The sequence below is a fragment of the Paracoccus seriniphilus genome (assembly GCF_028553745.1).
Classification (GTDB): Bacteria; Pseudomonadota; Alphaproteobacteria; order Rhodobacterales; family Rhodobacteraceae; genus Paracoccus; species Paracoccus seriniphilus.
The window spans coordinates 153,812-176,891 of the sequence record NZ_CP067132.1 but is presented as its reverse complement, the minus strand read 5'-3'; the positions used below and the strand labels follow the sequence as shown (position 1 = coordinate 176,891).

Genomic DNA, 23,080 nt, shown 5'->3' with positions numbered 1-23,080 from the left:
CCCCCAGTTTGTTCAGGCGTGGCCGGTCGTGGCCCGCCCATCGTGATCAGTGGCAAGGGTCATGATCCAGAACCTCGCCACAGGGCAGCACGGCGTTCAGGGCAAAGACCGCCTTCAGCGCGGCCCCCATGTCACGACGGTCGAAATTGCGCGCATAGCTGTCCCGCGCACGGCCATCCGAAAAGGCCATGAACACGCCGCGCTGCACCAGCAGCGCCAGATCGGGTCGGCCGGCATTCGAGGCCAGCGCATAGGCCTCGTAGGAAAACAGCCGGCCATCGCTGCCCAGCACCCGGCCACAGTCAAGACCCTGTGTCGCCATCAGATTGGCCTGCACCGCACGCAGGATGTCGATGTCGCCGAAATAGAAATCCAGCTTGCCCTGGCAGATGCGGGTGATGCCATCGATATGGTCATCGACCTCGACATTGCGGATGGTGCCGCCGGATACGGTCTTGATGACCTGTGCCGAATTGCGGGCGATATCGACCGCCGTGCTTGCAGTGGTGCCGCGCAGATAGCCGACCAGAACCTCGTTTCGGTTGTCCTCGCCATTGCCGATACGGGAATGGCGCAGATAGCCCGCGCCAGTGGCAAAGACGATGGGCGACAGCAGATAGTTCGACATGCGCTCCAGGTTGATCGAGGTCGGGTCGCACAGCAGGTCGATCCCGCCCGCGCCACCGCCGCGTGACAGCATGTCGAACCTGTTTTCCGCCGAGATCTCGACGGGTTCCAGCGCCAGGCCCGCATCCTCGATGATGTCCACGCAGAGTTCGGCCAGGAATCCGTGATATTCGGTCTGTGCGCCAACGCGGAAGGAAAAGGGCGGCGCATCCGCACGGAACCCGACCCGCACGGTCTCTTGCGCCTGCAGGGGTATCGCCCCCGCAGCGATCAGGATGAAGGCCAGAGCGATCCGGATCATGGCATCTGCCCCCGGCTTGCGGTTCTCTCCAGTGGCGCAGGTTCGGGCGTGGCGCTGCGCGACAGATATGTGACCAGAAAGGCGACCGCGCTGGCCTGGAAGATCAGGAACCAATATGTGACCGACCCACCATGGGCACGATTGGCCAGCAGTGGGCTGTAGGCCTCGAAGAGGGCTGTCAGAATGACAACTACCAGCGCGGCGTGCACGACTGGTGCGGCCAGCGCGATTGACTCGGGGGCGCTCTTGCGGATTTCGCCCTGCGCAAAGGCCGAGAACACGCTTTGAAGCCCACCCATGACGGCATAGACCAGATAGACCGGCAGGAAGAGCAGGAACTGGCTCTTTGCCGTGCCGAAGTCATTGGACAGCATCAGGAAGAAGATTGCGTAGAAGACCAGCAACAGGACGAAAACCGGCAGATAGCCGCACAGGAAGGTCGCGCCATACTGGCTGACCGGTGGTGGGAATTGCATCTTGCCCTTTGCGTCGAACACGGGCCGCCATTGCCTTCGATCCAGTCTTGCCTGTTGATATGACAGGCCGATCAGGGCCGAGGGCGCATAGATCGTCAGCATCAGCAAGGTCAGATAGGTCGCCGTGCCGCTGTTGCCGAGCGGGCCGACCACCGGGTTCAGCCCCCAGAGCGTGGCGGCGAATGTCGCGGCCCAGACAAGAACCAGCATCAACATCAGGATCAGCAGCAACCGGTCCAGAACCCGCCCGCCGGCATTGCGCTGTTCATAGATGCGATCCACGAAACGGCCCAGCAGCGGTTTGACATCATCAGGCAGGTTCGGTTCGTTTTCGGCAAAGATCGCGATCAGCATGCTGAGGTCGCGGTCGATCATCTCGGCGCGCTGCATGGACAGATGGCATTGGCGGCGCAGATGGGCCAGCTTGGCCGGGTTCTGAGGCGTCCCGTCCTGCAACTGGGCATCGCGCAGCAACAGCAGCAGCCCGTCAATATCGGAAAACAGCGCTTCGATATCCTGCTTCACGGGCCGTATTGCCAGCCCGAAGCGCGAGTGCAACTCGGCCGAGGGCCAGACGGCCTGATCGCCCAGCACCTCGTCCGACAGGATGGCAATGCGGTCAAGACGTTCCACGAATTCGTCACGATGGCCCTCGATACCCAATGCGGCCAGGGCCTGCAGGAATGCGCCATGCTCGGCCGCGCGCGGATTATGCGCGCCGCCGTCCTGCTGAAGACGGATCTGCAGCACCGTGCGCGTCAGCGAGCGGATCAGCGGTGGAATCCCGATCGAACGATGGGCCAACCTGCGGATGTGGCGCTCGATGACATTCAGCCTGGGGATCGTGTCGGCCAGCCCGACAAAGGCCAGGCTGACGGCCAATGGCCAGGCCGGATCGTCAAAGGCCATGTTGGAGGACAGGAAGCTGAGGCCGGACTCCTCGCCGATCTTCAGTTTCTGGGCGACGCGCAGCACATAGGCACCGCCGAAGGACAGCACGGTATAGGCCGTGCCCACCACGAGAATATAGATCAGATAGGCGCGCATCAGGATCATCGTGCCGCGCAGCGTCCCGGGGGGCAGGATGCTGAGCAGCCGGTCCGAAGTCTCGTTGATGTCGAATTCACGTTCGTTGAACAGCCGCCGCCAGCTGAACACCATCAGCACCGCCAGCCCCATCACGAATGACAGGGCAAACCACATATCAACGGACGCAAATGCGCCGGTTTCTTCTGACCCCGATGGCCAGAAGGTATCGGGGAATTCTTCCATGGCAGAACACGGTGCCTCCGCAACATGATCCGGTATCTATTCGCAGGTACGGACTTCCGGATTGCAGGGGTTGAAGGCCACCGACCTGTCGGCCGTGGTCAGCATGACCCCGATGAGGGAGACCAGGAAAAACACCAGAACTCGCATAACATGACCCTCGCAACTGAACGTTGACGAAGTTGACAGTGTAACACGCTTTGGCCGATTCGTCAGCCGGATCAGCCGCGTCGTCCCGCAGGGCTGTCGGAGATGGCGGCACCTTGCAGCCTGTCCCAAAGCCGGTCTGTCACGCCAGTCTGGTGCTGCGGCGCACGACAGCGATACAGGCGGATGTCGATCTCCAGTTGCCATTGCGGGTCGGAGGACACCGTGACCAGTCGCCCGGCCGTCAGATCGCTGGCGATCAGCGATTGGGGCAGCCAGCAGATCCCGCGCCCTTCCAGTGCCAGCGCGCGCAAGCCGATGCACATGGCATTCTCATGCATGACCCTGCGCGGCAGGACGCGACGGGCAAACAGCCGTTGCAGCGCGGTGCCAAAGAAAGAGGCGTTGCCGTAATCCAGATAGGGGATGTCCTGCTGTGCCGTGCCGGCAAAGACCGCGCGAACCGCATCGCAGGTCATGGAGCCTTTGCGACCCGGTTCCGGTGCCATGACCGGCAGGATGATATCGCGATCCAATGTGATCCAGTCGAACTGGCGCGGGTCCAGCAACATGGGAACATAGGGATGGGCATAGGTCAGCAGCAGGTCGGCTTCGCCATCGACCAGAGCGTCCAGATTGGCCTCGATGCCGCCGCGATCCGGGATCAGCCTCGTGCGTGCGGTGGGCAGATGCTGCTCAAGCTGTTCCAGCCATCGGGGCAACCGGGTGACTGTCAGCGTCTGCAGGGCGGCAATGTTCAGCACCGGACGCGCCTGCGGACGGGCGGCCTGGGTGGCGGCGCGGGCTTCCTGCATCGTGCGGATGGCGCTTTGCGCCACGGGCAGAAAGGATATTCCCTCGGGCGTCAGTTCGGCGGGCAAGGTGGCGCGACTGACGAGATCCGCACCCAGCCATGTCTCCAGTTGCTTGATGCGACGACTGAAGGCCGATTGGGTGACATTGCGGATTTCGGCGGCACGGGAAAAACTGCCGGTCGAGGCCAGAGCGACAAAATCTTCCAACCATTTCAGTTCCAAGTGTTTTCTCCGTCTCGAATTTCCGGCCCGAAGTCTTATGCAAATCTTGCATAACCCTTGCCGTATCCAGCATTGGCCTTGCGTGCGGCCTGCTTTTACCTTGTGCGGAACTTGACAGGAATGGACAATGGCGCGGCAGATTTTCTTGAATGGAACCTTCGTTGCGGAACATGAGGCCCGTGTTCCCGTCATGGATCGTGGCTTGCTGCTGGGCGACGCGATCTACGAGGTCACGGCAATGCTGGATGGTCGGATGATCGACAATGATCTGCATCTGGCGCGGCTGCAACGCTCGCTGTCGGAAGTCGAGATCGCCATGCCCATGCCGCTGGACCAGATTGCCAAGATGCAGGTCGAGCTGGTGCGCCGCAATGCGATGAGGGATGGCACCATCTACATGCAGGTCTCCCGTGGCGTCGAAGAGCGCAACTTTCTGCCTTCGGCTGGTTTGAAGCCTGGCTTTCTCGCCTTCACGCAGCCCAAGAAGCTGGACGAGAACCCGGCGCAGGAACACGGCGTGCAGGTGGCGCTGTATCCCGATCCGCGCTGGGATCGCCGCGATATCAAGACGGTGATGCTGCTGGGTCAGGTGCGCGTCAAGCAGCAGGCCCGGCTGGACGGTTTCGACGATGTCTGGATGTTCGAGGATGGATGCGTGACGGAAGGGGCCTCGTCAAGCGCATTCATCGTCACGCAGGACGGAACGATTGTCACCCGCCCCAATTCGACGGCGATCCTGCCCGGCTGCACGCGTCAGTCGGTCATGGCGCTGGCCACCGCGCATGGCATGCGGGTCGAGGAGCGGGAAATCGCGCTGGAAGAAATTTCAGGGGTGGCCGAGGCCTTTCTGACCAGTGCCTCCAGCCTGGTGCAACCGGTCGTCCGTGTGGGACAGGACCGGATCGGCGACGGCGTGCCGGGGCCCGTGACCCGGCGCCTGCAGCACTTGTATCTTGATGCCGCGCGCCGCGGCGAACGCGTCACCTAGACAGGACAGACATGGCCAGAATACGTCACTTTGCCATCACGCCGGGGACAATGCCGCCGGGACCGCGCAATGCCATCACCGATGTGCCTGGCGTGCAGGTGGGCCATGTCACGCTATCCTCTGGAGAGGTCAATACCGGGGTCACGGCCATCGTGCCCCAGCCCGGCGATCTGTTCCAGAACAAGCTGACCGCCGCGGTCGAGGTGATCAACGGCTTTGGCAAGAGCACCGGGCTGGTGCAGGTTGCCGAACTGGGCAGTCTGGAAACGCCGATCCTGCTGACAAATACCTTCGGGGTCGGCACCTGTGCCAATGCTTTGATCCGCCATGCGATCGCGCAGAATCCGGCGATTGGTCGTTCGGCCTCGACGGTCAATCCGGTCGTCTGCGAATGCAATGACGGCGTGCTGTCGGACATTCAGGCCATGGCAGTGACCGAGGCCGACGCATTGCAGGCCATCGAGGCCGCCCAATCCGAGGTGGCCGAAGGTTCGGTCGGTGCGGGCAGGGGGATGATCACCTTTGGGTTCAAGGGTGGCATCGGCACTGCCTCGCGCAGGGTATCCCTGCAGGGGCGCAAACACATGCTGGGGGCGCTGGTGCTATCGAATTTCGGCAAGGCCGGCGATCTGGTCCTGCCGGACGGACGCAGGCCAGACCCCCGGGTGCCCCGCGAGGCGGAGAAAGGCTCGATCATCGTGGTCCTGGCCACCGATCTGCCGGTGGATCAACGGCAGTTGTCGCGCATCTGCCGTCGCGCAGGTGCGGGGATCGCGCGGTTGGGGGCCTATTACGGGCATGGCAGTGGTGACATCGTTCTGGGTTTCACCACCTGCAACCGGATTCCGCAGCAACCCGAAACCGATGTTCAGACCATCGAACGCATGTCCGACAACCGGATTGACCGGGCATTCCGTGCCGCCTGCGAGGCCACAGAAGAGGCCATTCTGAACGCGATGACGGCAGCGACAGCAGTTCAGGGCCGGGGCGGTGCAACGCGCCCCTTGCTTGTCGATTGGTTGCGCGAACTGCCTGATAAACAGGCATCAACTGCGAAATTTGAAAATAAAAAGTAAAAATAGTCGTTATGATGAAAAAATAATTTCACAACACGGCGGATTCTCATCTAGGTTTTGGGCAACACAAGGGGACGACGGGACGGATGGCTGATCTGAGGGATCTTATCGAGGCGCATTGGGCAGAGTTGACGCCCAACCAGCAGCGCGTCGGTGAATATGCCCTGTCAAATCCGTTCCTTGTCGCGACCATGGGCATCGAGGACCTGGCCGAGGCCGCGGCGGTATCGGCAGCCACGATCACACGTTTCGTGCGGCAGCTGGGGCTGAAGAACTACGCCGAGTTTCGCGCCATCGCGGTCCGTCGCTATCAGGATCTTCTGCGGCCCATCGACAATGTCAGCCGCGCGCAGCAGGCCTCCAGCGCCGAACTGACCGAAGCTGCGCTTGCCTCGGCGCATGACAATCTGGACGGGCTGTCGCAACTGCTGCCGGGTCAATGCGATGCGCTGGTCGACCGGATGGCCGGTGCCCGCCAGGTCGGCTTGCTGGGCTTTGGCAGCAGTGCGCTGTGCCTGACCTATCTGCGCGGTCTGACCGAGGGGTTCCTGCGCAATCAGGTCCTGCTGGATGGCAGTGGCGGACACGAGCGGATGGCCCGGATCATTGGCCGGATGGGGCCGGGGGACCTGTTGATCGCAATGGCGCTGCCACGCTATTCGATTGCCACGGTGGAATTCCTGCGCCTGGCGCGGGCCTCGGGCGTGCCCTGCATTGGCATTACCGACAGGGCGCAATCGCCGATCTGCCCGCTATGTGACGAGACGATCCTGCTGCCCGCCGCCCATCCGGTTCTGAACAGCTCGGCGCTGGCCGGCTTTGGCCTGTTCGAACTGGTCGGGGCGCTGTTCACTGCCCGTTATCAAAGCCCGTCAGAGGCCACGGCCATGACGCGGCTGATCTTTCCCTATCTCTATACGGACGAGGATTCGTCCCAGACCCCTCCCGAGGATTCGCGATGACGACAGCACCACAGGACGGCCCGGTCCCCACAATCAACGTCAGCGGGCTGAACGTCGAGTTCCGGGGCGAGAACGGCGTCTTTCAGGCGGTCAAGGATCTGTCATTTCATATCCATGCCGGAGAGACCCTGGCCGTGGTCGGAGAATCCGGCTCGGGGAAATCGGTCAGTTCGCTGTCGGTAATGCGCCTGATCGAATTCGGAGGCGGACGCATTTCCAGCGGCGAGGTCCGCCTGGTCGGGCGCGACGGAACAGCGCGCGATCTGACGTCGACTTCTCTCAAGGAGATGGAAGCAATCCGCGGCAATGATGTCGCCATGATCTTTCAGGAGCCGATGACCTCGCTGAACCCGGTCTTTACCGTCGGTGAACAGATCGCCGAGGCGGTGCGGCTGCATCAGGATTGCACCCCGGCCATGGCCCGTGAGGAGGCATTGCGGATGCTGGAAAAGGTCCGCATCCCCGACGCCGCGAAGATTCTGGACCGTCATCCCCACCAACTGTCGGGCGGCATGCGCCAGCGGGTGATGATTGCCATGGCACTGTCCTGCAAGCCGCGCCTGCTGATCGCGGATGAGCCGACAACCGCGCTGGATGTGACCATTCAGGCACAGATCCTGCAACTGATCCGCCTGTTGCAGGAAGAGATGGGCATGGCGGTGCTGTTCATCACCCATGACATGGGCGTGGTGGCCGAGGTCGCCGACCGTGTCCTGGTGATGCGTCACGGCGAAAAGGTCGAAGAGGGTGATGTTCGCCAGATCTTCGAGGCTCCACAGCATCCCTATACCCGCGCGTTGCTGGCCGCAGTGCCAAAGCTGGGCGAATTGAACGGACAGGATCTGCCGCGTCCCTTCCCGCAACTGCGCGAGGGGGGCGACTATCGAACGGCAGAGGGATTCGACCAATATCCTTCGCAGAATACGGTCGAGCCGGGTCCGCCGGTTCTCGAGGCGCGCAATCTGGTGACGCGTTTCGACATCCGCCGCGGACTGTTCTCGCGCGTGTCGGGGCGGGTGCATGCGGTGGAAAACGTCAGCTTCGATCTGCGCAAGGGCGAGACGCTGGCCCTGGTGGGGGAATCCGGCTGCGGAAAGTCGACGACCGGACGCACCTTGATGATGTTGCAAGAGGCGACATCGGGCTCGGTGCAATATCATGGCAAGGACATTTTTCGGCTGCCCGCTCAGGAACGCAAGGCGGTGCGCCGCAAGATCCAATATGTCTTTCAGGATCCCTTCGCTTCTCTGGACCCGCGCCTGACGGTGGGCTTCTCGATTGCCGAGCCGCTGATCACCCATGGTCTGGCCTCGGGGCGTGGCATTGATGATCGGGTCGCTGAACTGCTCAGGGATGTCGGGCTTCGCCCCGAACATGCGCAGCGTTATCCCTATGAATTCTCGGGCGGCCAGCGCCAGCGCATCTGTATTGCGCGTGCCCTGGCCGGAGAGCCAGACGTGCTGATCACCGATGAGGCCGTCGCCGCGCTGGATGTGTCGATCCAGGCGCAGGTCATCAATCTGCTGATGGATCTGCAACGCAAGCGCGGCCTGTCCTATGTCTTCATCAGCCATGACATGGCGGTGGTCGAACGGGTCAGCCATCGGGTCGCGGTCATGTATCTGGGGCAGATCGTCGAAATCGGCCCGCGCCGGCAGATCTTTGAAAACCCGCAGCATCCCTATACGCGACGCCTTCTGGCGGCGGTGCCGGTGGCATCGCCCGATGCCCGTGACCGCCAGCGCCCGCTGATCGAGGGAGAAATCCCCAGCGCCATGCGGCGCGTGGACGATCCGCCCGAAGTCGCCCCGCTGGTTCAGGTCGCCCCCGGACATTTCGTGGCCCGACATGCGATCGGCAGTTTCGCGGCGGCCTGACAAGATAAAACCAAGGAGAGGTAAATGACTCTGAAATCCCTGCTGCTTTCGTCCGCGCTTGGCGTGGCAATGCTTGTGCCCGGCCTCGCGTCGGCCAAGGATCTGACCGTCGCGATCCAGAACAACCTGACCGGACTGGATCCGACCAATGTCAATGACACGCTGTCGCAAACCTCGCTGCGGCTGATCTATCAGGGGCTGTTCGGCTTCGACAAGGACATGAAACTGGTCCCGCTTCTGGCCGAAAGCTATGAAAGCAATGCCGACGCGACGGAATTCACCATCAAGCTGCGCGAAGGGGTCAAGTTCCACGACGGCACCGATTTCAACGCCGAAGCGGTGAAGATCAACCTGGACCGCCTGCGCAATCCCGACAACAACCTGTCGCGCCGCAGCCTGGTATCGATGATCAATATGGTCGAGGTCGTCGATGATCTCACGGTCAGGCTGGTGCTGGATGCGCCCTTCGGTGCCATGATCGCATCGCTGGCCCATCCCGGGGCCATGATCATCTCTCCTGCGGCACTTGAGAAATATGGCGATGAGATCAACCGCCATCCGGTCGGCACCGGCGCCTTTGTCTTTGACAACTGGGCGGCCGATACGCTGACTGTCACGCGCAATGATGACTATTGGAAAGGTCCGGCCAAGGTCGATCGGGTCGTCATCCGCTCGGTTCCCGAATCGGGGGCACGGATGGCCATGCTGCAGACCGGCGAGGCGCAGTTCGTGCCGAACTTCCCGCCCGAGCTGATGCAGGTGATCGAGAAGAACCCCGATCTGAAGGTCGATATCTCGCCCTCGATCGTCGAATATTATGTTGCCATGAACAACAACAAGGAACCCTTCGGCAACCAGAAGGTCCGGCAGGCGCTGAACCATGCGGTCGACAAGGATGCCTTCTGCCAGATCGTCTTCAGCGGCCTGTGCTCGCCAGCGGATTCGATCATCCCGAAGGATCTGTCTTTCCACGTGACCGCGGGGGAATATGAATTCGATCTGGAGCGTGCCCGCGAACTGATGGCCGAGGCCGGCTATGCGGATGGTTTCGAGACCGAGATCTGGGCAAATTCCAACACGGAATCCCTGCGTGCGATGCAGTTCCTTCAGCAGCAGTTGGCGCAGATCAATGTCGATGTGAATGTCGTTCCGCTGGAGGCAGGTGTTGCCGCTCAGCGCATCTGGTCGATCGAATCCGCCGAGGATGCCGAAGTCCAGATGTATTACGGTGGCTGGTCCTCTTCGACCGGGGATGCCGACTGGGGCATTCGTCCCCTGCTGCTGGGCGAGAACGCCCCGCCCTCGATGTTCAACGTGGCTTACTATGCCGATGAAGAACTGGACGCTGCCATTACCGGCGCGATTGGCACGGCCGATCCCACCGAGCGCGCGAAATACTATGAAACCGCGCAGAAGCTGGCCTGGGATGGCGCTCCGTGGATCTTCCTCGGGGTTGCGGATCTGGTTGCCGCGCAGACGGCGGATGTGACCGGGGTACATATGCTGCCCGACCGCGGCTTCCTGCTGGAAGATGCAGCCTTCACCGAATGATCCATCGCGGGGACGGTCCAGCACCGTCCCCGCCCTTGGCGCGCCACCGTCCGGTCCGGGCCGGTCGGGGCAACTTTCCCGGGGTTAGATCCGGCCTGGTTGAGAAAATCATATGCTATCCTTTCTGATCAAACGATTGCTGGGCATGATCCCTGTGGTGCTGATGGTGATGGTCGCCGTCTTTGCCTTTGTGCACATGTTGCCCGGTGATCCCGCGCGGCTGGTGGCCGGTCCCGAAGCGACAGCGCAGGATGTCGCCGCCGTGCGCAGTGCGCTGGGGTTGGACAAGCCTCTGCCGCAACAATTCCTGACCTATGTGAACAATACCATTCATGGGGATTTCGGCCTCTCGCTGAAAACCCGCCGCCCGGTGGTCGAAGAGATCGGCATGCGGCTGATGCCGACGGTCTGGCTGACACTGTTCGCCATGATCTGGTCGGTCGCCATCGGACTGTTGATCGGGGTGGTCTCGGCGGTGAAGCGCGGACGATGGCCCGATTACGGAGGCATGATCCTGGCGGTGTCGGGAATTTCCTTCCCGCCCTTCTGGCTGGGGCTGTTGCTGATCAACCTGTTCTCGGTACGGCTGGGCTGGTTGCCGACGGGCGGCTATGGCACCTGGCAGCATTTCCTCATGCCCTCATTCACACTTGGTCTTGGGGTGGCGGCTGTAATGGCGCGCTTTACCCGTTCGGCCTTTATCGAAATTGCCCGCGAAGATTACGTCCGAACGGCGCGCGCCAAGGGCGTGCCGGAACGCTCGGTCATCTGGCGTCATTCCCTGCGCAATGCGCTGATCCCTATCATCACCATGGTCGGCCTGCAGTTCGGCTTCTTGTTGGGCGGCTCGATCGTCATCGAAAGCGTGTTCGCCTGGCCGGGTGTGGGACGCCTGCTGGTCGATTCCGTCAGCTATCGCGACTATCCGGTGATTCAGGCGCTGGTTCTGATGTTCTCGCTTCAGTTCATCTTTATCAACTTGCTGGTTGATATCCTTTATGTTTTTGCCAATCCGGAGATCCGCTACCAATGAGCACGCTCAGCACGAACACGGATACGGTCGGCAAGACACGCAAGCCTCTGGCCGAGTTCTGGCGCCGCTTCCTGCGCCAGAAGGTGGCGCTGGTCGCGCTGGGATTCCTCATCCTGCTGATCGGGGCGGCGGTCTTTGCGCCATGGATTGCGCCCTATGACCCGTCAGCGCCCGATTACGTCAATGTCCTGCAAGGCCCCAGTGCGCAGCATTGGGCGGGCACCGATACCTATGGACGCGACATCTTCAGCCGGATCATCTGGGGCGCGCGGATTTCGCTGGCGGTCGGCTTCCTGTCGGTGACACTGGGCGCGATCGGCGGAGTCGGCCTTGGCATCATCGCGGGTTTCTATGGCGGCTGGGTCGACAGTGTGGTGATGCGGATCAGCGACCTGCTGCTGGCCTTCCCCGGAATCTTGTTGGCCATTGCGGTCATTGCCATTCTGGGGCCGGGGATCACCAATGTCATCTATGCGGTGGCGATCTTCTCGGTTCCGGTCTTCGCGCGACTGGCGCGGGGGACGACGCTGCAGCTGAAGCAGGCGGTCTATGTGGATGCGGCCCGCGCGGTGGGCGTGGCTGATCGTGTCATCATGATCCGTCATATCCTGCCTGGCACGCTGCCCAATGTGATCGTTTATTTTTCGATGCGGATCGGCACCTCGATCCTGACGGCGGCAGCACTGTCCTTCATCGGGCTGGGCGCGCAGCCTCCCTCGCCTGAATGGGGCGCCATGCTGGCCGACGGACGCACCTATATGGGCGTGGCCGATCACCTGACCCTGTTTCCCGGTCTTGCGATCTTCCTGACGGTCCTGGGCTTCAATCTGCTGGGCGACGGGTTGCGCGACGCGCTGGATCCCAAGCTGCGCTCACTATAGGAGGTGACGATGCGCGTTTACATTTCCGCCGATATCGAAGGCGTCGCCGGCGTGGTCTCTCCGGCGCAATGTCAGGCGGGCCATGCCGAATATGAAAAGGCGCGGGTGCTGATGACCCATGAGGTCAATGCCGTCGTCGAAGGCCTGCTCGAGGGCGGAGCCGCGGAGATTCTGGTCAATGACTCTCACGGGCCGATGACCAATTTGCTGCCTGATCTGCTGCATCCGGCGGCGGATCTTGTTCTGGGCAAGCCCAAGCCGATGAATATGGCCTGCGGGCTGGATGCGGGCTTTGATCTGTTCTGCATGATCGGCCATCATTCGCGCGCCAGTGGTGGTGGCGTCCTGTCACACACCACCAATGGTTTTGCCTTTCACGAGATCCGCATCAATGGCGTCCCCAGTGGCGAGCCGGCAATTTATGGTGCCTATGCGGCCGAGCTTGGCGTGCCGGTCGGCCTGATCTCGGGCGATGACCGCACGCAAAGCGAAAACCGGTCGCTGTTCCCCCAGGCGCAATTCGCCGTCGTGAAACATGCGATTGGCGAACGCGCGGCGCGCCAGCTTTCGGTTGCTCGTGCGCGCGCGTTGCTGCGCGAATCCGCGCGGGTTGCCGCCAGCCGCGGTGACTATGCGGCCCCCCCGGTCCCGCAAGGTCCGTTTCGTGCCGAATTCGTCGTCTCGCGCGCGGTGCTGGCCGATCAGTTCGAGGTGCTGCCGCCCGCCATTCGCGTCGACCCGATGACCGTTGCCTTCGATTGCGCCACGATGGCCGAAGTCATCGGTTGGATGACGGCGCTTTCCGCGATGAGCTTCGCCGTTCGCTAACCCAGATTTCAGAGGTTGACCTTGCCCCAATCCCATATTCCCGTCATTGCGCTTCACGGTGGAGCCGGCACCATCCTGCCCAGCAAGATCACGCCTGAACAAGAGACCGCGCTGCATGCGGCACTGCATGCCTGTCTGAAGGCGGGCCTTGATCTGCTGCAACAGGGTGCGTCGGCACTGGATGCGGTGACGGCCAGCGTCACGGCGTTGGAGGATGATCCACTGTTCAATGCCGGTCGTGGCGCGGTGTTCACCTCGGACCTGACGCATGAAATGGACGCTGCCGTCATGGATGGCGCGACACGTGACTGCGGGGCGATCGCCGGGATCTGCGGCCCTCGCCATCCGGTTCTGGCGGCCCGTGCGGTGATGGAGAAAAGCGAACATGTCCTGCTGACCGGCAATGGGGCGGCACGGTTTTGTGCCACCGCTGATCTGGAAATGAAGCCCGCCGCCTGGTTCGGCACCGACAACCGTCGTGCGGCTGCCGAGGCCGAGCTGGAACGTCGCCGCCTGAACCTGCCCGATGACGGCGATCCGGCCCGCAAGCATGGCACGGTCGGTGCCGTCGCCTGTGACAGCCGGGGCCATCTGGCCGCGGCGACCTCGACCGGGGGCATGACCGCCAAGCTTCCGGGGCGGGTCGGCGACAGCCCGGTGATCGGTGCGGGCACATGGGCCGATGACGAGACCCTGGCAATGTCCGCCACCGGGCATGGCGAATATTTCATCCGATGGGCAGCCGGACATGAGATCGACGCGCGGATGCGTTGGGCCGGCCAGTCGCTGAAACAGGCTGCGGGAGATGTCGTCGCCGAACTGGGCGGGCGCGGCGGTTCGGGCGGTCTGGTGGCCGTGGATCGTCACGGAAACCTGACGCTGCCCTTCAACAGTCCGGGCATGTATCGCGCCTGGTGCGGGCGGGACGGGCAGATTCATACCGGCATTTATGGCGGTCAGGATCAGGGGACTGTCGACGCATGATCCGGCGGGGGCGGTGAATCGCGCGAATTGGCTTGTGTCGAATCGTTCCTTCGCATCTGTTTGGCTGATCAATCAATAAATTCAGGGGCAGGTATAGATGCATTGTCAGCCAGGGATGTCGATAGCGGCGGTTCTTGCGGTCCTGGGGTCACCGGTTCTGGCTCAGGACGCGGGGATTCCGTCGCAAGAGGGTTGGGTCGGTGCAAAGCAGACCGTCACGCTCGATAGCGGACTTGAGGTCGCCTATGTCGAGATTGGAAATTCGGATGAACAGCCCGTGTTGCTGTTGCACGGCTATACCGACAATTCGCGAAGCTGGTCCTTGCTTGCCCCCTATCTTGGAGGTCGTCACCTCGTCGCCATGGATCTGCGCGGGCATGGTAACTCGGGGGCATCCGACTGCTGCTATGGGCTGGATGTGCTTGCGGATGACGTCAACGATTTCATGGGCAAGATCGGATTGGACAAAGCCGATGTCGTCGGTCACTCATTGGGTTCGATGACCGCTGCGACGCTGGCGGCCTATTATCCCGAACGTGTCGATGAACTCGTGCTGGTTTCAACCTCGGCCTATATGCCCGAGGAGGCAACGAGCTGGTTGTGGGAGAACGTGCCGGCGATGACGCGACCGGTTGATCCCGAAAGCGAGTTCATGATGAACTGGTATTGGAATCCGACCCCGGTCGACGAGGATTTTCTTGGCCGCGAGCGCGCGGAAAGCGCCGCTGCAAGTGAAGCCACCTGGATGGGCGTTCTGCGTGGCCTGACCCTGACCGACTGGTCGAAGATGGCCAGCCAGATCAAGGCACCGACATTGATCCTCTGGGGCGATCAGGACGGGTTCTTCGGCGCGGAAAGTCAGGCGCATATGCACGACATCATGCCTGACGCCAAGCGCATCACCTATGAAGGTCATGGGCACAACATGTTCTGGGAAATTCCCGAGCAGGTCGGATCAGATATCACCGAGTTCCTGAACGACTAGGAAACAAGTCGCTTTCGCCCAATGCCCGGTCTGGCGCGCCCCCGCAGCGAACCGCGAGGGCGCAAATGATTTGTCAGTCCAGCGTGCTGGCCGGAGTAATGCGTCGGGTATAGGCGGGGGACATCAATGCCTCCAGCGCCCGGTCATAGCCTGCATCGGCATGGCGTGCGATGCCGATGCCGGGGTCGCAATCCAGCACATTCCGGATCCGCTTCGCGGCGCTTTCGCTGCCATCGGCAATCAGGGTGACACCGGCACATCTGGCCCAGTCATCCATTTCGTGGATTGCCACCAGATCGGCACCGGCACTGGCATTGAGCAGCGCATTCAGCAACGGCCAGTCGGCCACCGCGTCCGATCCGTCCTGCATGCCGTCGGTTTCCCGAAACGGCAATGCCGCCGAACCGGAATCGAGGTGGTCGCGGGTGAAACAGACCGGTCCGGAAATCCGGCCATCAGCCACCGCCTCATTGACCAATGTGGCCAGTTTGGCGCGCTCGCCAAAGCCCAGCCAGCCGATCCGCGCGGGCAGACCGGTATGCTGGACATTTTCACGCGCCACGGCGATCCATTGCGCGATTGGTGACTCCGGGTCGAAATTTTCAAGGATCAGATCGTCGATCAGGTCGATGTCTTTCGGATCGCCGGAGGCCGCGATCCAGCGGAACGGTCCGATGCCCTGACAGAAGAGTGGGCGGATATAGGCCTTGACGAATGAGTCGATCTCGAAGGCGCGATCCTCTCCCAACTGGGAAACGACACTGCGGAAATTGTTGCCGTATTCGAAGCAGATGGCACCGCGATCGCGCAGGGTCAGCATGGCGCGGAAATGCTTCAGCATCGTGCGGTTCGCGGCCTCGGCCAGTGCCTCGGGGGCCTCTTCACGGGCGCGCTGACATTCCTGCACGCTCATCCCTTCGGGGACATATCCGCGATAGGCGTCCGGCTCGGTCTGGTCGGTGATCACATCGGGGGTGATGTCGCGCTCGATCAGCGTGGTAAGGATGGTGGCGGCATTGGCGCAAAGTCCGATCGCCGCGCCGCTGCCTTCGGCGCGCTTTTGGGCGCAGACCTGCAGGGCCGTGTCGAGATCGTCAAGGATCAGGTCCAGATAGCCGCTGTTCAGTCGCCGCTCCAGCGCCTGACGGCTGACATCGATGACCAGGGTCACGGCACCCGCCAGCTTGCCGGCCAGAGCCTGCGCCCCGCCCATGCCGCCACAGCCCGAGGTGATGATCCAGCGTCCGGACAGGTCACCCCCGAAATGGTCGCGGCCTACGGTCTTGAAGGTTTCATAGGTGCCCTGAAGAATTCCCTGGCTGCCGATGTATTGCCAGGCTGCGGCCGTCATCCCGGGAAAGATCGTCAGTCCCTTGTTTTCCAGCACGCGCCGCTTGCCGACCTCGGTCCAGCGACCGACCAGATTCCCATTGGCCATGATGACGATGGGCGTGCAATCCTGTGTGGGAAACAGGCCAACCGGCTTGCCCGATTGCATGACCAGGGTCTGATCAGTCTCCATGACCTTCAGCGCCTTGCAGATACGGTCATAGGCCTGCCAGTCGCGCGCTGCCTTTGCCCGCGACATATAGATCAGCAGATCTTCGGGGCGCTCGGCATTCTCGATATTGTTTTCCAGCATGCGCAGAATGGCTTCCTGACGCCATCCCTTGCAGCGCAGATCCAGCCCGCGGGCGGCAACGATAGGTTTGATTTGATCTGTCATGACTTACCCTGCTGTATGATTGACAAGATTGCACCGCGCGACCACCTGTCGCCCGCCGATCCAGACATCGCGGACATGGTTGCCGCCGAACTGATTGATGACCTGCCCATGTCTGGCGACATCCCAGATCACCAGATTGGCCTCCTTGCCCGGCTCAAGGCTGCCGATCCGGTCGGCTCGTCCAAGCGAGGCGGCGGCATTCAGCGTGGCCATATACCACGAGGCCGCAAAGCCGATCCGGAACATCCGGGGCAACAATTGCATCATCATCTGCATGGAGAGGCAGGGGGATGAGCCCGGATTGAAATTCGTCCCCACCGAGGGCACGCAATCCGATTGCATCAGCCGCGCGGCCGTTTGCGGCAGATGCGGCTTGGGGGCGGGCAGAATATTGTCACCTTCCAGCCCCGAAGTGGCCTCGAGCATGTGGAAATTGGCCCCCGGCAGCAGGATCAGCGTGACCCCGGCGCGGGCCATGGCGTGCAGTTCGTCCGGCGTTGCGTAGTCGCCATGATCGGCGCTGGCGGCTTTCCATTTGGCGGCAAGCTCCAGTCCGCGCCAGGGCGAGGCCTGATTGGCATGGACCCGCAGCCTCATGCCAAGCCGCGTGGCGACCTCGGCGATGCGGTCGCTCTCTTCGAAGGTGAAACAGACCGAGTCACAGGCAATATCACAGAATTCCGACAGTTTCGCAGCGGCTGGCAGCGCGTCTATGACGGATTGCACGAAGGCTTCGCGCTCGTCGGCGGGCGGAATATGCGCGCCCAGAAAGGTCGGGATGACCTTGACAGGGTGTCGCTTGTCCAGCGCGCGGGTCAATCCAAGAAGACGCAATTCTTGTGACATGTCGGCGCCGTAACCGGTCTTGGCCTCGACAGTGGCAGTTCCGTTCAGCAGCATCTGGTCCAGGGCCCCCAGCGCGCGCTGCGTCAATTCCTGATCGCTGGCTGCGCAGGTCTGCTGGATGGTGGTGCGGATTCCGCCTGTCGAAATGCCCTTGCCAGGGCTGTTGCCGGTGGCGCGGGCATCAAGCTCGGCCTCTCGGCTGCCCATATGGACCAGATGCGTATGCGGATCGACCAGCGCCGGCGAGACCAGCGCCCCTTGGGCATCGACCAATTGCCCGGGATGATATTGCGCCAGAACCTGTTCCGTGGTGCCGGTGGCCAGAATTTTCCCGTCCCGGATCGCGACCGCGCCATTGGCAATGACGGGCAGGTCAGACAGCGCTGCACCGGCGACTCCGGTCACCGGACCCGCGCAGGTTATCAGTTCTCCTGCATTTGAAATGATCAGGTCGACAGGCTCTTGCATGGCTCAAAGCTCCGTATAGCGGAGTTAAACTCCGTATTGCAGAATTGAAACCTGTCGTATAGATTGCAGGCAAGAAGTCAAGTGGAGCGAGAATGACGAAGATATCGCCATCAACCGCAAAGCCGGCAGAGAGGCGCGGCAAGGACAGCGTCCGCTCGGCCCTGCGCGCCTTTTCGATCATCGAGCTGTTCACGCCGCAGCGCCAGCGGCTGTCGATGAAGGAAATCTCGGAGGCGCTGGAATTGCCCTCCAGCACCACGGTCCGCCTGGTCCAGACTCTGGAAGGCGAACATTACATCCGCAAATGCGAAGACGGCCTTTACGCGCCGGGCGGCCGCATCCTGCGGATCGCCCTGTCGCTGGCGCAATGCGCAAATCTGGGGGATCTGGTCCGCCCGCATCTGCAGCACCTGCGGGATGTGACCAAGGAAACCGTCTGTTTCGCGCAATTGGCCAGCCCCGACGAGGTTGTCTATCTGGAACAATGCGACAGCCCGCAGGCGATCCGCCATGTCAGATGGGTTGGCGAGCGGGTGCCTGTCGCCGGGACAGTCATTGGCTCGGTGCTGACCGGAAGCTGTGAGAAGGGGCAGGTGCTCAGCTCGCGCACGACCCTTGAGCCCGATGTCACCGCGGTGGCCGTGCCGATCCATGCGCAGGACGGCACCGTGCTGGGCGGCATCAATATCACCGGCCCGTCCTTTCGCATTACCGATGAGGATGTGGACCACATGGCCGTCCTGCTGCGGGACGAAGCCGCGAAAATCGAAGCCAAGATCTGAGGCGAGGAAAACTGATGAACAGCCATGTCACCGCGCAACCCGGCCCAAGCTTTCTGGGCGCTCCGACGGGACAGATTCAGGATGTGCAACCCGCTGGATTCGCGGTGATCGGTGCGCCATTCGGCAACCCCTATACCGTGCAGGGCATTGCGCCCGGCGCATCACAGGCACCGCATGCGATCAGATCAGCCTCGGCGCGCTATCACGCATTTGCGGGGCGCTATGATTTCGATCTAGGGGGGCCATTCTTCGACCCTGACAATATCGGCCTGGTCGATCTGGGCGATTGCATCGGTCCGGTGCATGATCCCTCGCGTCATGTTGACGTGATCGAGGATGCCGTGCGCGGCGTGGCCTCCAGATCGGCGGTGCCCATCGTGCTGGGGGGCGATGATTCGACCCCGATCCCGATTTGCGCGGGGCTGGATGGCTGGTCCGACATCCATCTGCTGCAGATCGACGCGCATCTGGATTACCGCGATGAGGTCAATGGTCATCGCTTCGGCTATTCCAGCCCGATGCGCCGAATCCGCGAGATGCCGCATTTCGCCAAGATCGTCCATGTCGGCGCGCGCGGAATCGGCAGCGCCTATGGCAATGATCATGAAGACACGCTGGCCGCCGGAAATGCCATCATCACCGCACGGGAAGTCGCCCGTGATGGCGTCGCGGCGGCACTGTCACATTTCCCGGATGGCGCGAATGTCTATATCAGCATCGATTGTGACGGCTTTGACCCGTCGGTGATGCCGGGGACCAGCGTGCCGCTGCCCGGGGGGCTGCAATTCTATGACGGCGTGGACATGATTCACGACCTTGTATCCCGCTGCAATCTTCGTGGCATCGGCTTTGCCGAACATTACCCGGAATTCGACAACCACAGGATTACGTCGGTCGCCATCACGCGGCTGATCTGCAATGTGATCGGCGCCAGTTTGTCGCGCCGTCAGAACGGCAAAGGACAAAACTGATGCTTCGACATATCGTCATGTTCAATCTGAAAGACGGCGTCGCGCGCGATGATCCGCGCGTCGACAAGGCTGTTCGGATGATCGCGGCATTGCCAGACCAGATCGACAGCGTCGTAGAGGCGGAACTGGGCTGGGACACATCGCGCAAACCTCATTCGCTGGATTACGCGACATTGTGGAAATTCCATGATGCCGAAGGTCTGGCCCGTTACAGCGCCCATCCCGCGCATCTGGCGGTGCTGGAGGCGACACGGGACATCTTTGACGCCAAGATCGCGGACTATCTGCTGACCGAATAACCCGCGTCTGCTGACGCACACCCAAACGAAAACCAACAACAAGCCAACAATCCGGATGCAGCAGCATTCCGGAAACGGGAGAACTCATGGAACAAGCAGTAGAGAAAAGGCCCGGCAAGGGCATTGCCCTGCTCAAGATGATCAGTCTGAGCCTTGTCGGCATCGTCATCTTTTTTGTCGAGCTGCCCCTGGGCGGAAAATCGACCATCCTGCCGATGCGGTGGCGCAGCATGCAAGACCGGCCGCAATCGCCTTTGTGCTGGTGTTGATCCTCTACGGTGCGCTGAGCCCGGTAGTCGATGGCTCGTGGCGCCGGTCCTGGGGCGATATGGTCTTTTCCGGCTTCAAGATTCTGGGGCTGGTCGCCACGGTCGCCTATCTGGCCGGTGTCGCCCCTGCGGTGATCACCACGCCCGGCATGATGCCCTTCCTGTTTGAAAAGCTGGTGATGAACCTGGGGCTTATCGTGCCGATCGGTGCAGTCGGGCTCAGCTTCCTGATCTGCTACGGGCTGATCGAATTCTGCAGCGTGTTCCTGGAACCCGTGATGCGCCGGATCTGGCGCACGCCCGGCTATTCGGCAGTGGACGCGGTGGCATCCTTTGTCGGCAGCTATTCCATCGGACTGCTGATCACCAACCGGATGTATCTGACCAGATCCTATTCCTTCCGGCAGGCGGTGATCATCGCCACCGGCTTCTCGACGATCTCGGTTACCTTCATGGTGGTGGTGGCCAAGGTGCTGGGGCTGTTGCCGATCTGGAATTACTATTTCTGGTCAACGCTGATCGTGACCTTTGCCGTCACCGCCATCACCGCCAGAATTCCCCCGATCACCTGGTATGATGACAGCACCGAGACCCCGCAGGACGACGCGGTCGCCCGTCACGGCTATCTCAAATCGGCGGTGGATGCGGCCTTGATGCGTGTCGAGGAAAACCCCGCTTTCCTGCGTCTGCTGTGGGAAAACGTCAAGGATGGCCTCAAGATGACCTCGGTGATCCTGCCCACGGGTGTGTCGGTGGGGCTGCTGGGCCTGCTGCTCAGCGCCTATACGCCGGTCTTCGACTGGCTTGGGCTGATCTTTTACCCGCTGCTGTCGCTGTTGCAGGTGCCCGAGGCGATGGTGACCGCCAAGGCGATGGCCGCAGCCCTGGCCGAGATGTTCTTCCCGACCGGAATGCTGACCGACGCGCCGATGATGTCACGCTATCTGTTCGGCGTGACTTCGGTATCGGGGATCCTGTTCTTCGCAGGCTCGATCCCCTGCATTCTTGCGACCGAGATCCCGATCAGGGTGCCGCATCTTGTGCTGATCTGGGCCATCCGCGTGTTTCTCAGCATACCTCTTGGTGTTCTGGCCGCGCATCTTGCGCCAATCGCGATGTGATTTCCATGACAGCCGCCCTGTTGCGGCTGTCGATCTTTTTGCCTGCATGTTTCAACAAAGGGAGAGTCGGATGAGTTCGACGAAATTTTTGCGCCTGTTCGCTGGCGTGGCCATGGGTGGCCTGATGGCCGGTGCCGCCATTGCCGATCGCGTGGTGCTGGACGGGGCGTCGCTGAGCATCGACCAGGTGGTGGCCGCAGCCCGCGATCCCCAGACCGAGGTCGCCATTGACGATGACGCCCGCGAAAGGCTGCAAGCAGGCTTCGATCTGGTCATGGGTGCCGCCGCGCAGGGGGTTGCCGTCTACGGACTGACGGTCGGCGTCGGCTGGAACAAGGACCGCCCGGCCTTCAAGGTCGAAGATGGCAAACGCGTTCTGGACGACCAGCTTCTGGATCTGTCCCGTGCCTTCAACCTCAGCCAGTTGCGCGCCCATGGGGCCGGCTTTGGCGATGATCGGAGAGTGGCAGGTCGACTACAAGGGCCAGCGCATGCCCGCAGCCGAGGCCCTGGCCGATGCCGGGCTGACCCCGGTGCGTCCGGTGGGCAAGGACTTCCTGTCGATCATCAGTTCGAATGCGCTGACCGCAGGGCAGGCGGCGTTGCTGTCGCATGATGCGGGGCTTTATCTGGAACGCCAGATCGTGGTATTTGCACTGGCGCTGGAAGGCTTTAACGGCAATGTCGCGCCCTTCCTGGCCGAAACCACCGAAATCCGTCCTTTTCCCGGTATGGTCGAGGCAGCAACGCAGATTCGTGCGGCCTTGCAGGACAGCTATCTGTGGCAGAATTCGGACACGCGCGGTTTGCAGGATCCGCTGTCCTATCGGACCATGGCCTATGTGATGGGGTCCGCCATCGAGGCCAACAGCGCGTTGCAGGATGCCCTGACCATTCAGATCAACCACAGCGATGACAACCCGGCGGTTCTGGCAGAGCACAGCTATGACGGAGAGTCCTCGCAGGTCGCATCATATCAGGTCACGGATGGCGGCGCGATTTATCCGACCGCGAATTTCGATCTGCTGCCCGTCGCCGACAAGGTCGAGGCCCTGAATCTTGCATTGGCACGCATGACCCGGTCCATGGTGATGCAGACCATTCGCTATGAAAATCCGGCATTGACCAAACTGTCACGTTTTCTGGCGGCTGACGACAATCAGGGCCTTGCCTTCGGAGCCTTGCAGGTTCCCATGAGCGCGCTGGCAATCGAGGCGCGGCAATTGTCGCTGCCGGTGTCTCTGGATGGGTTGGGAACCTCGGCGGGCATCGAGGATGTGGCCAGCAACGGGCCGCTGGCCGTCGCGAATCTGGAAAAGATGATCGAGCTTGGCTACCGCATTTCCTCGATGCAGTTGCTGCATGCCGCGCAGGCTGCCGATCTGCGTGCGCCTGCACAGTTGGGCGAGATGACCTCGCAACTGCATGATGCCTATCGACAGAAGGTGCCCTTCGTCGATGAAGACCGCGCCTTTACCGAGGATCTGGCGCAGGGTGTCGAGGTTCTGGAAAACTTCCAACCAGCGCTCGTGAACTGAGCCTGACATGATGTGGCCGCTGCGAAGTCTTGTCGCGG

The 23,080-nt window shown here is 61.8% G+C and carries 21 protein-coding genes and 1 pseudogene; 17 read left to right on the top strand and 5 right to left on the bottom strand.

Annotation, left to right across the window (positions count from 1 at the left end; genetic code table 11):
- Window positions 1-46 precede the first annotated feature (46 nt).
- The 3 genes from JHW44_RS19285 to JHW44_RS19275 all read right to left on the bottom strand — a co-directional run bounded on the left by JHW44_RS19285 (window position 47) and on the right by JHW44_RS19275 (window position 3,857).
- Window positions 47-928, bottom strand: coding sequence for a transporter substrate-binding domain-containing protein (locus tag JHW44_RS19285; protein ID WP_089344126.1), 882 nt, complete (start codon window positions 926-928; stop codon window positions 47-49).
- The gene (locus tag JHW44_RS19280) at window positions 925-2,676 is read right to left on the bottom strand and encodes a hypothetical protein (RefSeq protein ID WP_089344125.1); all 1,752 of its coding nucleotides are present in this window, start codon (window positions 2,674-2,676) and stop codon (window positions 925-927) included. Before JHW44_RS19280 ends, JHW44_RS19285 begins: the two co-directional genes overlap by 4 nt.
- Before the next feature lie 218 nt (window positions 2,677-2,894).
- Window positions 2,895-3,857, bottom strand: coding sequence for a LysR family transcriptional regulator (locus tag JHW44_RS19275; RefSeq protein WP_089344124.1), 963 nt, complete (start codon window positions 3,855-3,857; stop codon window positions 2,895-2,897).
- 127 nt (window positions 3,858-3,984) lie between these two features.
- On the opposite strand from JHW44_RS19275, the gene JHW44_RS19270 reads away from it, so the two are divergent.
- From JHW44_RS19270 to JHW44_RS19225, 10 genes are all read left to right on the top strand, one after another.
- Entirely contained in the window at window positions 3,985-4,845 is an 861-nt protein-coding gene (locus JHW44_RS19270) for a D-amino-acid transaminase (RefSeq protein WP_089344123.1), read from the top strand.
- Window positions 4,846-4,856: 11 nt separating this feature from the next.
- On the top strand, window positions 4,857-5,921 hold the full coding sequence (locus JHW44_RS19265; RefSeq protein ID WP_089344122.1) for a DmpA family aminopeptidase: 1,065 nt from the start codon (window positions 4,857-4,859) through the stop codon (window positions 5,919-5,921).
- 86 nt (window positions 5,922-6,007) lie between these two features.
- On the top strand, window positions 6,008-6,883 hold the full coding sequence (locus JHW44_RS19260; protein WP_089344121.1) for a MurR/RpiR family transcriptional regulator: 876 nt from the start codon (window positions 6,008-6,010) through the stop codon (window positions 6,881-6,883).
- Window positions 6,880-8,760 (top strand): ABC transporter ATP-binding protein, encoded by a 1,881-nt coding sequence (locus JHW44_RS19255; RefSeq protein ID WP_089344120.1) that lies wholly within the window; start codon window positions 6,880-6,882, stop codon window positions 8,758-8,760. Before JHW44_RS19260 ends, JHW44_RS19255 begins: the two co-directional genes overlap by 4 nt.
- 24 nt (window positions 8,761-8,784) lie before the next feature.
- A complete protein-coding gene (locus JHW44_RS19250) occupies window positions 8,785-10,311 on the top strand; it encodes a glutathione ABC transporter substrate-binding protein (RefSeq protein WP_089344119.1) in 1,527 nt (508 codons plus the stop codon).
- 112 nt (window positions 10,312-10,423) lie between these two features.
- On the top strand, window positions 10,424-11,344 hold the full coding sequence (gsiC, locus tag JHW44_RS19245; RefSeq protein ID WP_089344118.1) for a glutathione ABC transporter permease GsiC: 921 nt from the start codon (window positions 10,424-10,426) through the stop codon (window positions 11,342-11,344).
- Complete coding sequence (locus JHW44_RS19240; RefSeq protein ID WP_089344117.1) at window positions 11,341-12,225, top strand: ABC transporter permease subunit; 885 nt, start codon at window positions 11,341-11,343, stop codon at window positions 12,223-12,225. The genes gsiC and JHW44_RS19240 overlap by 4 nt, the downstream gene beginning before the upstream one ends.
- Before the next feature lie 9 nt (window positions 12,226-12,234).
- Complete coding sequence (locus JHW44_RS19235) at window positions 12,235-13,053, top strand: M55 family metallopeptidase (RefSeq protein WP_089344116.1); 819 nt, start codon at window positions 12,235-12,237, stop codon at window positions 13,051-13,053.
- A gap of 21 nt (window positions 13,054-13,074) precedes the next feature.
- Window positions 13,075-14,037 carry an isoaspartyl peptidase/L-asparaginase family protein gene (locus JHW44_RS19230; protein WP_245847026.1) on the top strand — a complete coding sequence of 321 codons (963 nt, stop codon included), beginning with the start codon at window positions 13,075-13,077 and terminating at the stop codon, window positions 14,035-14,037.
- A gap of 115 nt (window positions 14,038-14,152) precedes the next feature.
- Window positions 14,153-15,022 (top strand): alpha/beta fold hydrolase, encoded by an 870-nt coding sequence (locus JHW44_RS19225; RefSeq protein WP_179217695.1) that lies wholly within the window; start codon window positions 14,153-14,155, stop codon window positions 15,020-15,022.
- Window positions 15,023-15,095: 73 nt separating this feature from the next.
- On the opposite strand, the gene JHW44_RS19220 is transcribed toward JHW44_RS19225, so the two are convergent.
- Window positions 15,096-16,748, bottom strand: coding sequence for a urocanate hydratase (locus JHW44_RS19220; RefSeq protein WP_089344114.1), 1,653 nt, complete (start codon window positions 16,746-16,748; stop codon window positions 15,096-15,098).
- Window positions 16,749-16,751: 3 nt separating this feature from the next.
- Window positions 16,752-18,062 carry an amidohydrolase family protein gene (locus tag JHW44_RS19215; RefSeq protein WP_089344113.1) on the bottom strand — a complete coding sequence of 437 codons (1,311 nt, stop codon included), beginning with the start codon at window positions 18,060-18,062 and terminating at the stop codon, window positions 16,752-16,754.
- Between the two features lie 92 nt (window positions 18,063-18,154).
- Between JHW44_RS19215 and JHW44_RS19210 the strand changes: the two genes are divergently transcribed.
- The 7 genes and pseudogenes from JHW44_RS19210 (at window position 18,155) to JHW44_RS19180 (ending at window position 23,042) form a co-directional block, all read left to right on the top strand.
- Entirely contained in the window at window positions 18,155-18,844 is a 690-nt protein-coding gene (locus tag JHW44_RS19210) for an IclR family transcriptional regulator (RefSeq protein ID WP_089344112.1), read from the top strand.
- Window positions 18,845-18,858: 14 nt separating this feature from the next.
- Window positions 18,859-19,815 (top strand): arginase family protein, encoded by a 957-nt coding sequence (locus JHW44_RS19205; protein ID WP_089344111.1) that lies wholly within the window; start codon window positions 18,859-18,861, stop codon window positions 19,813-19,815.
- Window positions 19,815-20,114 (top strand): Dabb family protein, encoded by a 300-nt coding sequence (locus tag JHW44_RS19200; protein WP_089344110.1) that lies wholly within the window; start codon window positions 19,815-19,817, stop codon window positions 20,112-20,114. The genes JHW44_RS19205 and JHW44_RS19200 overlap by 1 nt, the downstream gene beginning before the upstream one ends.
- Before the next feature lie 86 nt (window positions 20,115-20,200).
- Complete coding sequence (locus JHW44_RS19195; protein ID WP_218822558.1) at window positions 20,201-20,383, top strand: hypothetical protein; 183 nt, start codon at window positions 20,201-20,203, stop codon at window positions 20,381-20,383.
- Window positions 20,371-21,504 (top strand): YjiH family protein, encoded by a 1,134-nt coding sequence (locus JHW44_RS19190; protein ID WP_272850372.1) that lies wholly within the window; start codon window positions 20,371-20,373, stop codon window positions 21,502-21,504. Before JHW44_RS19195 ends, JHW44_RS19190 begins: the two co-directional genes overlap by 13 nt.
- 46 nt (window positions 21,505-21,550) lie before the next feature.
- Window positions 21,551-21,898 (top strand): annotated as a pseudogene (locus tag JHW44_RS19185) (aromatic amino acid lyase); the annotation flags it as partial.
- A 40-nt stretch (window positions 21,899-21,938) separates the two neighbouring features.
- Window positions 21,939-23,042, top strand: coding sequence for an aromatic amino acid lyase (locus tag JHW44_RS19180; RefSeq protein ID WP_245847025.1), 1,104 nt, complete (start codon window positions 21,939-21,941; stop codon window positions 23,040-23,042).
- Window positions 23,043-23,080 lie beyond the last annotated feature (38 nt).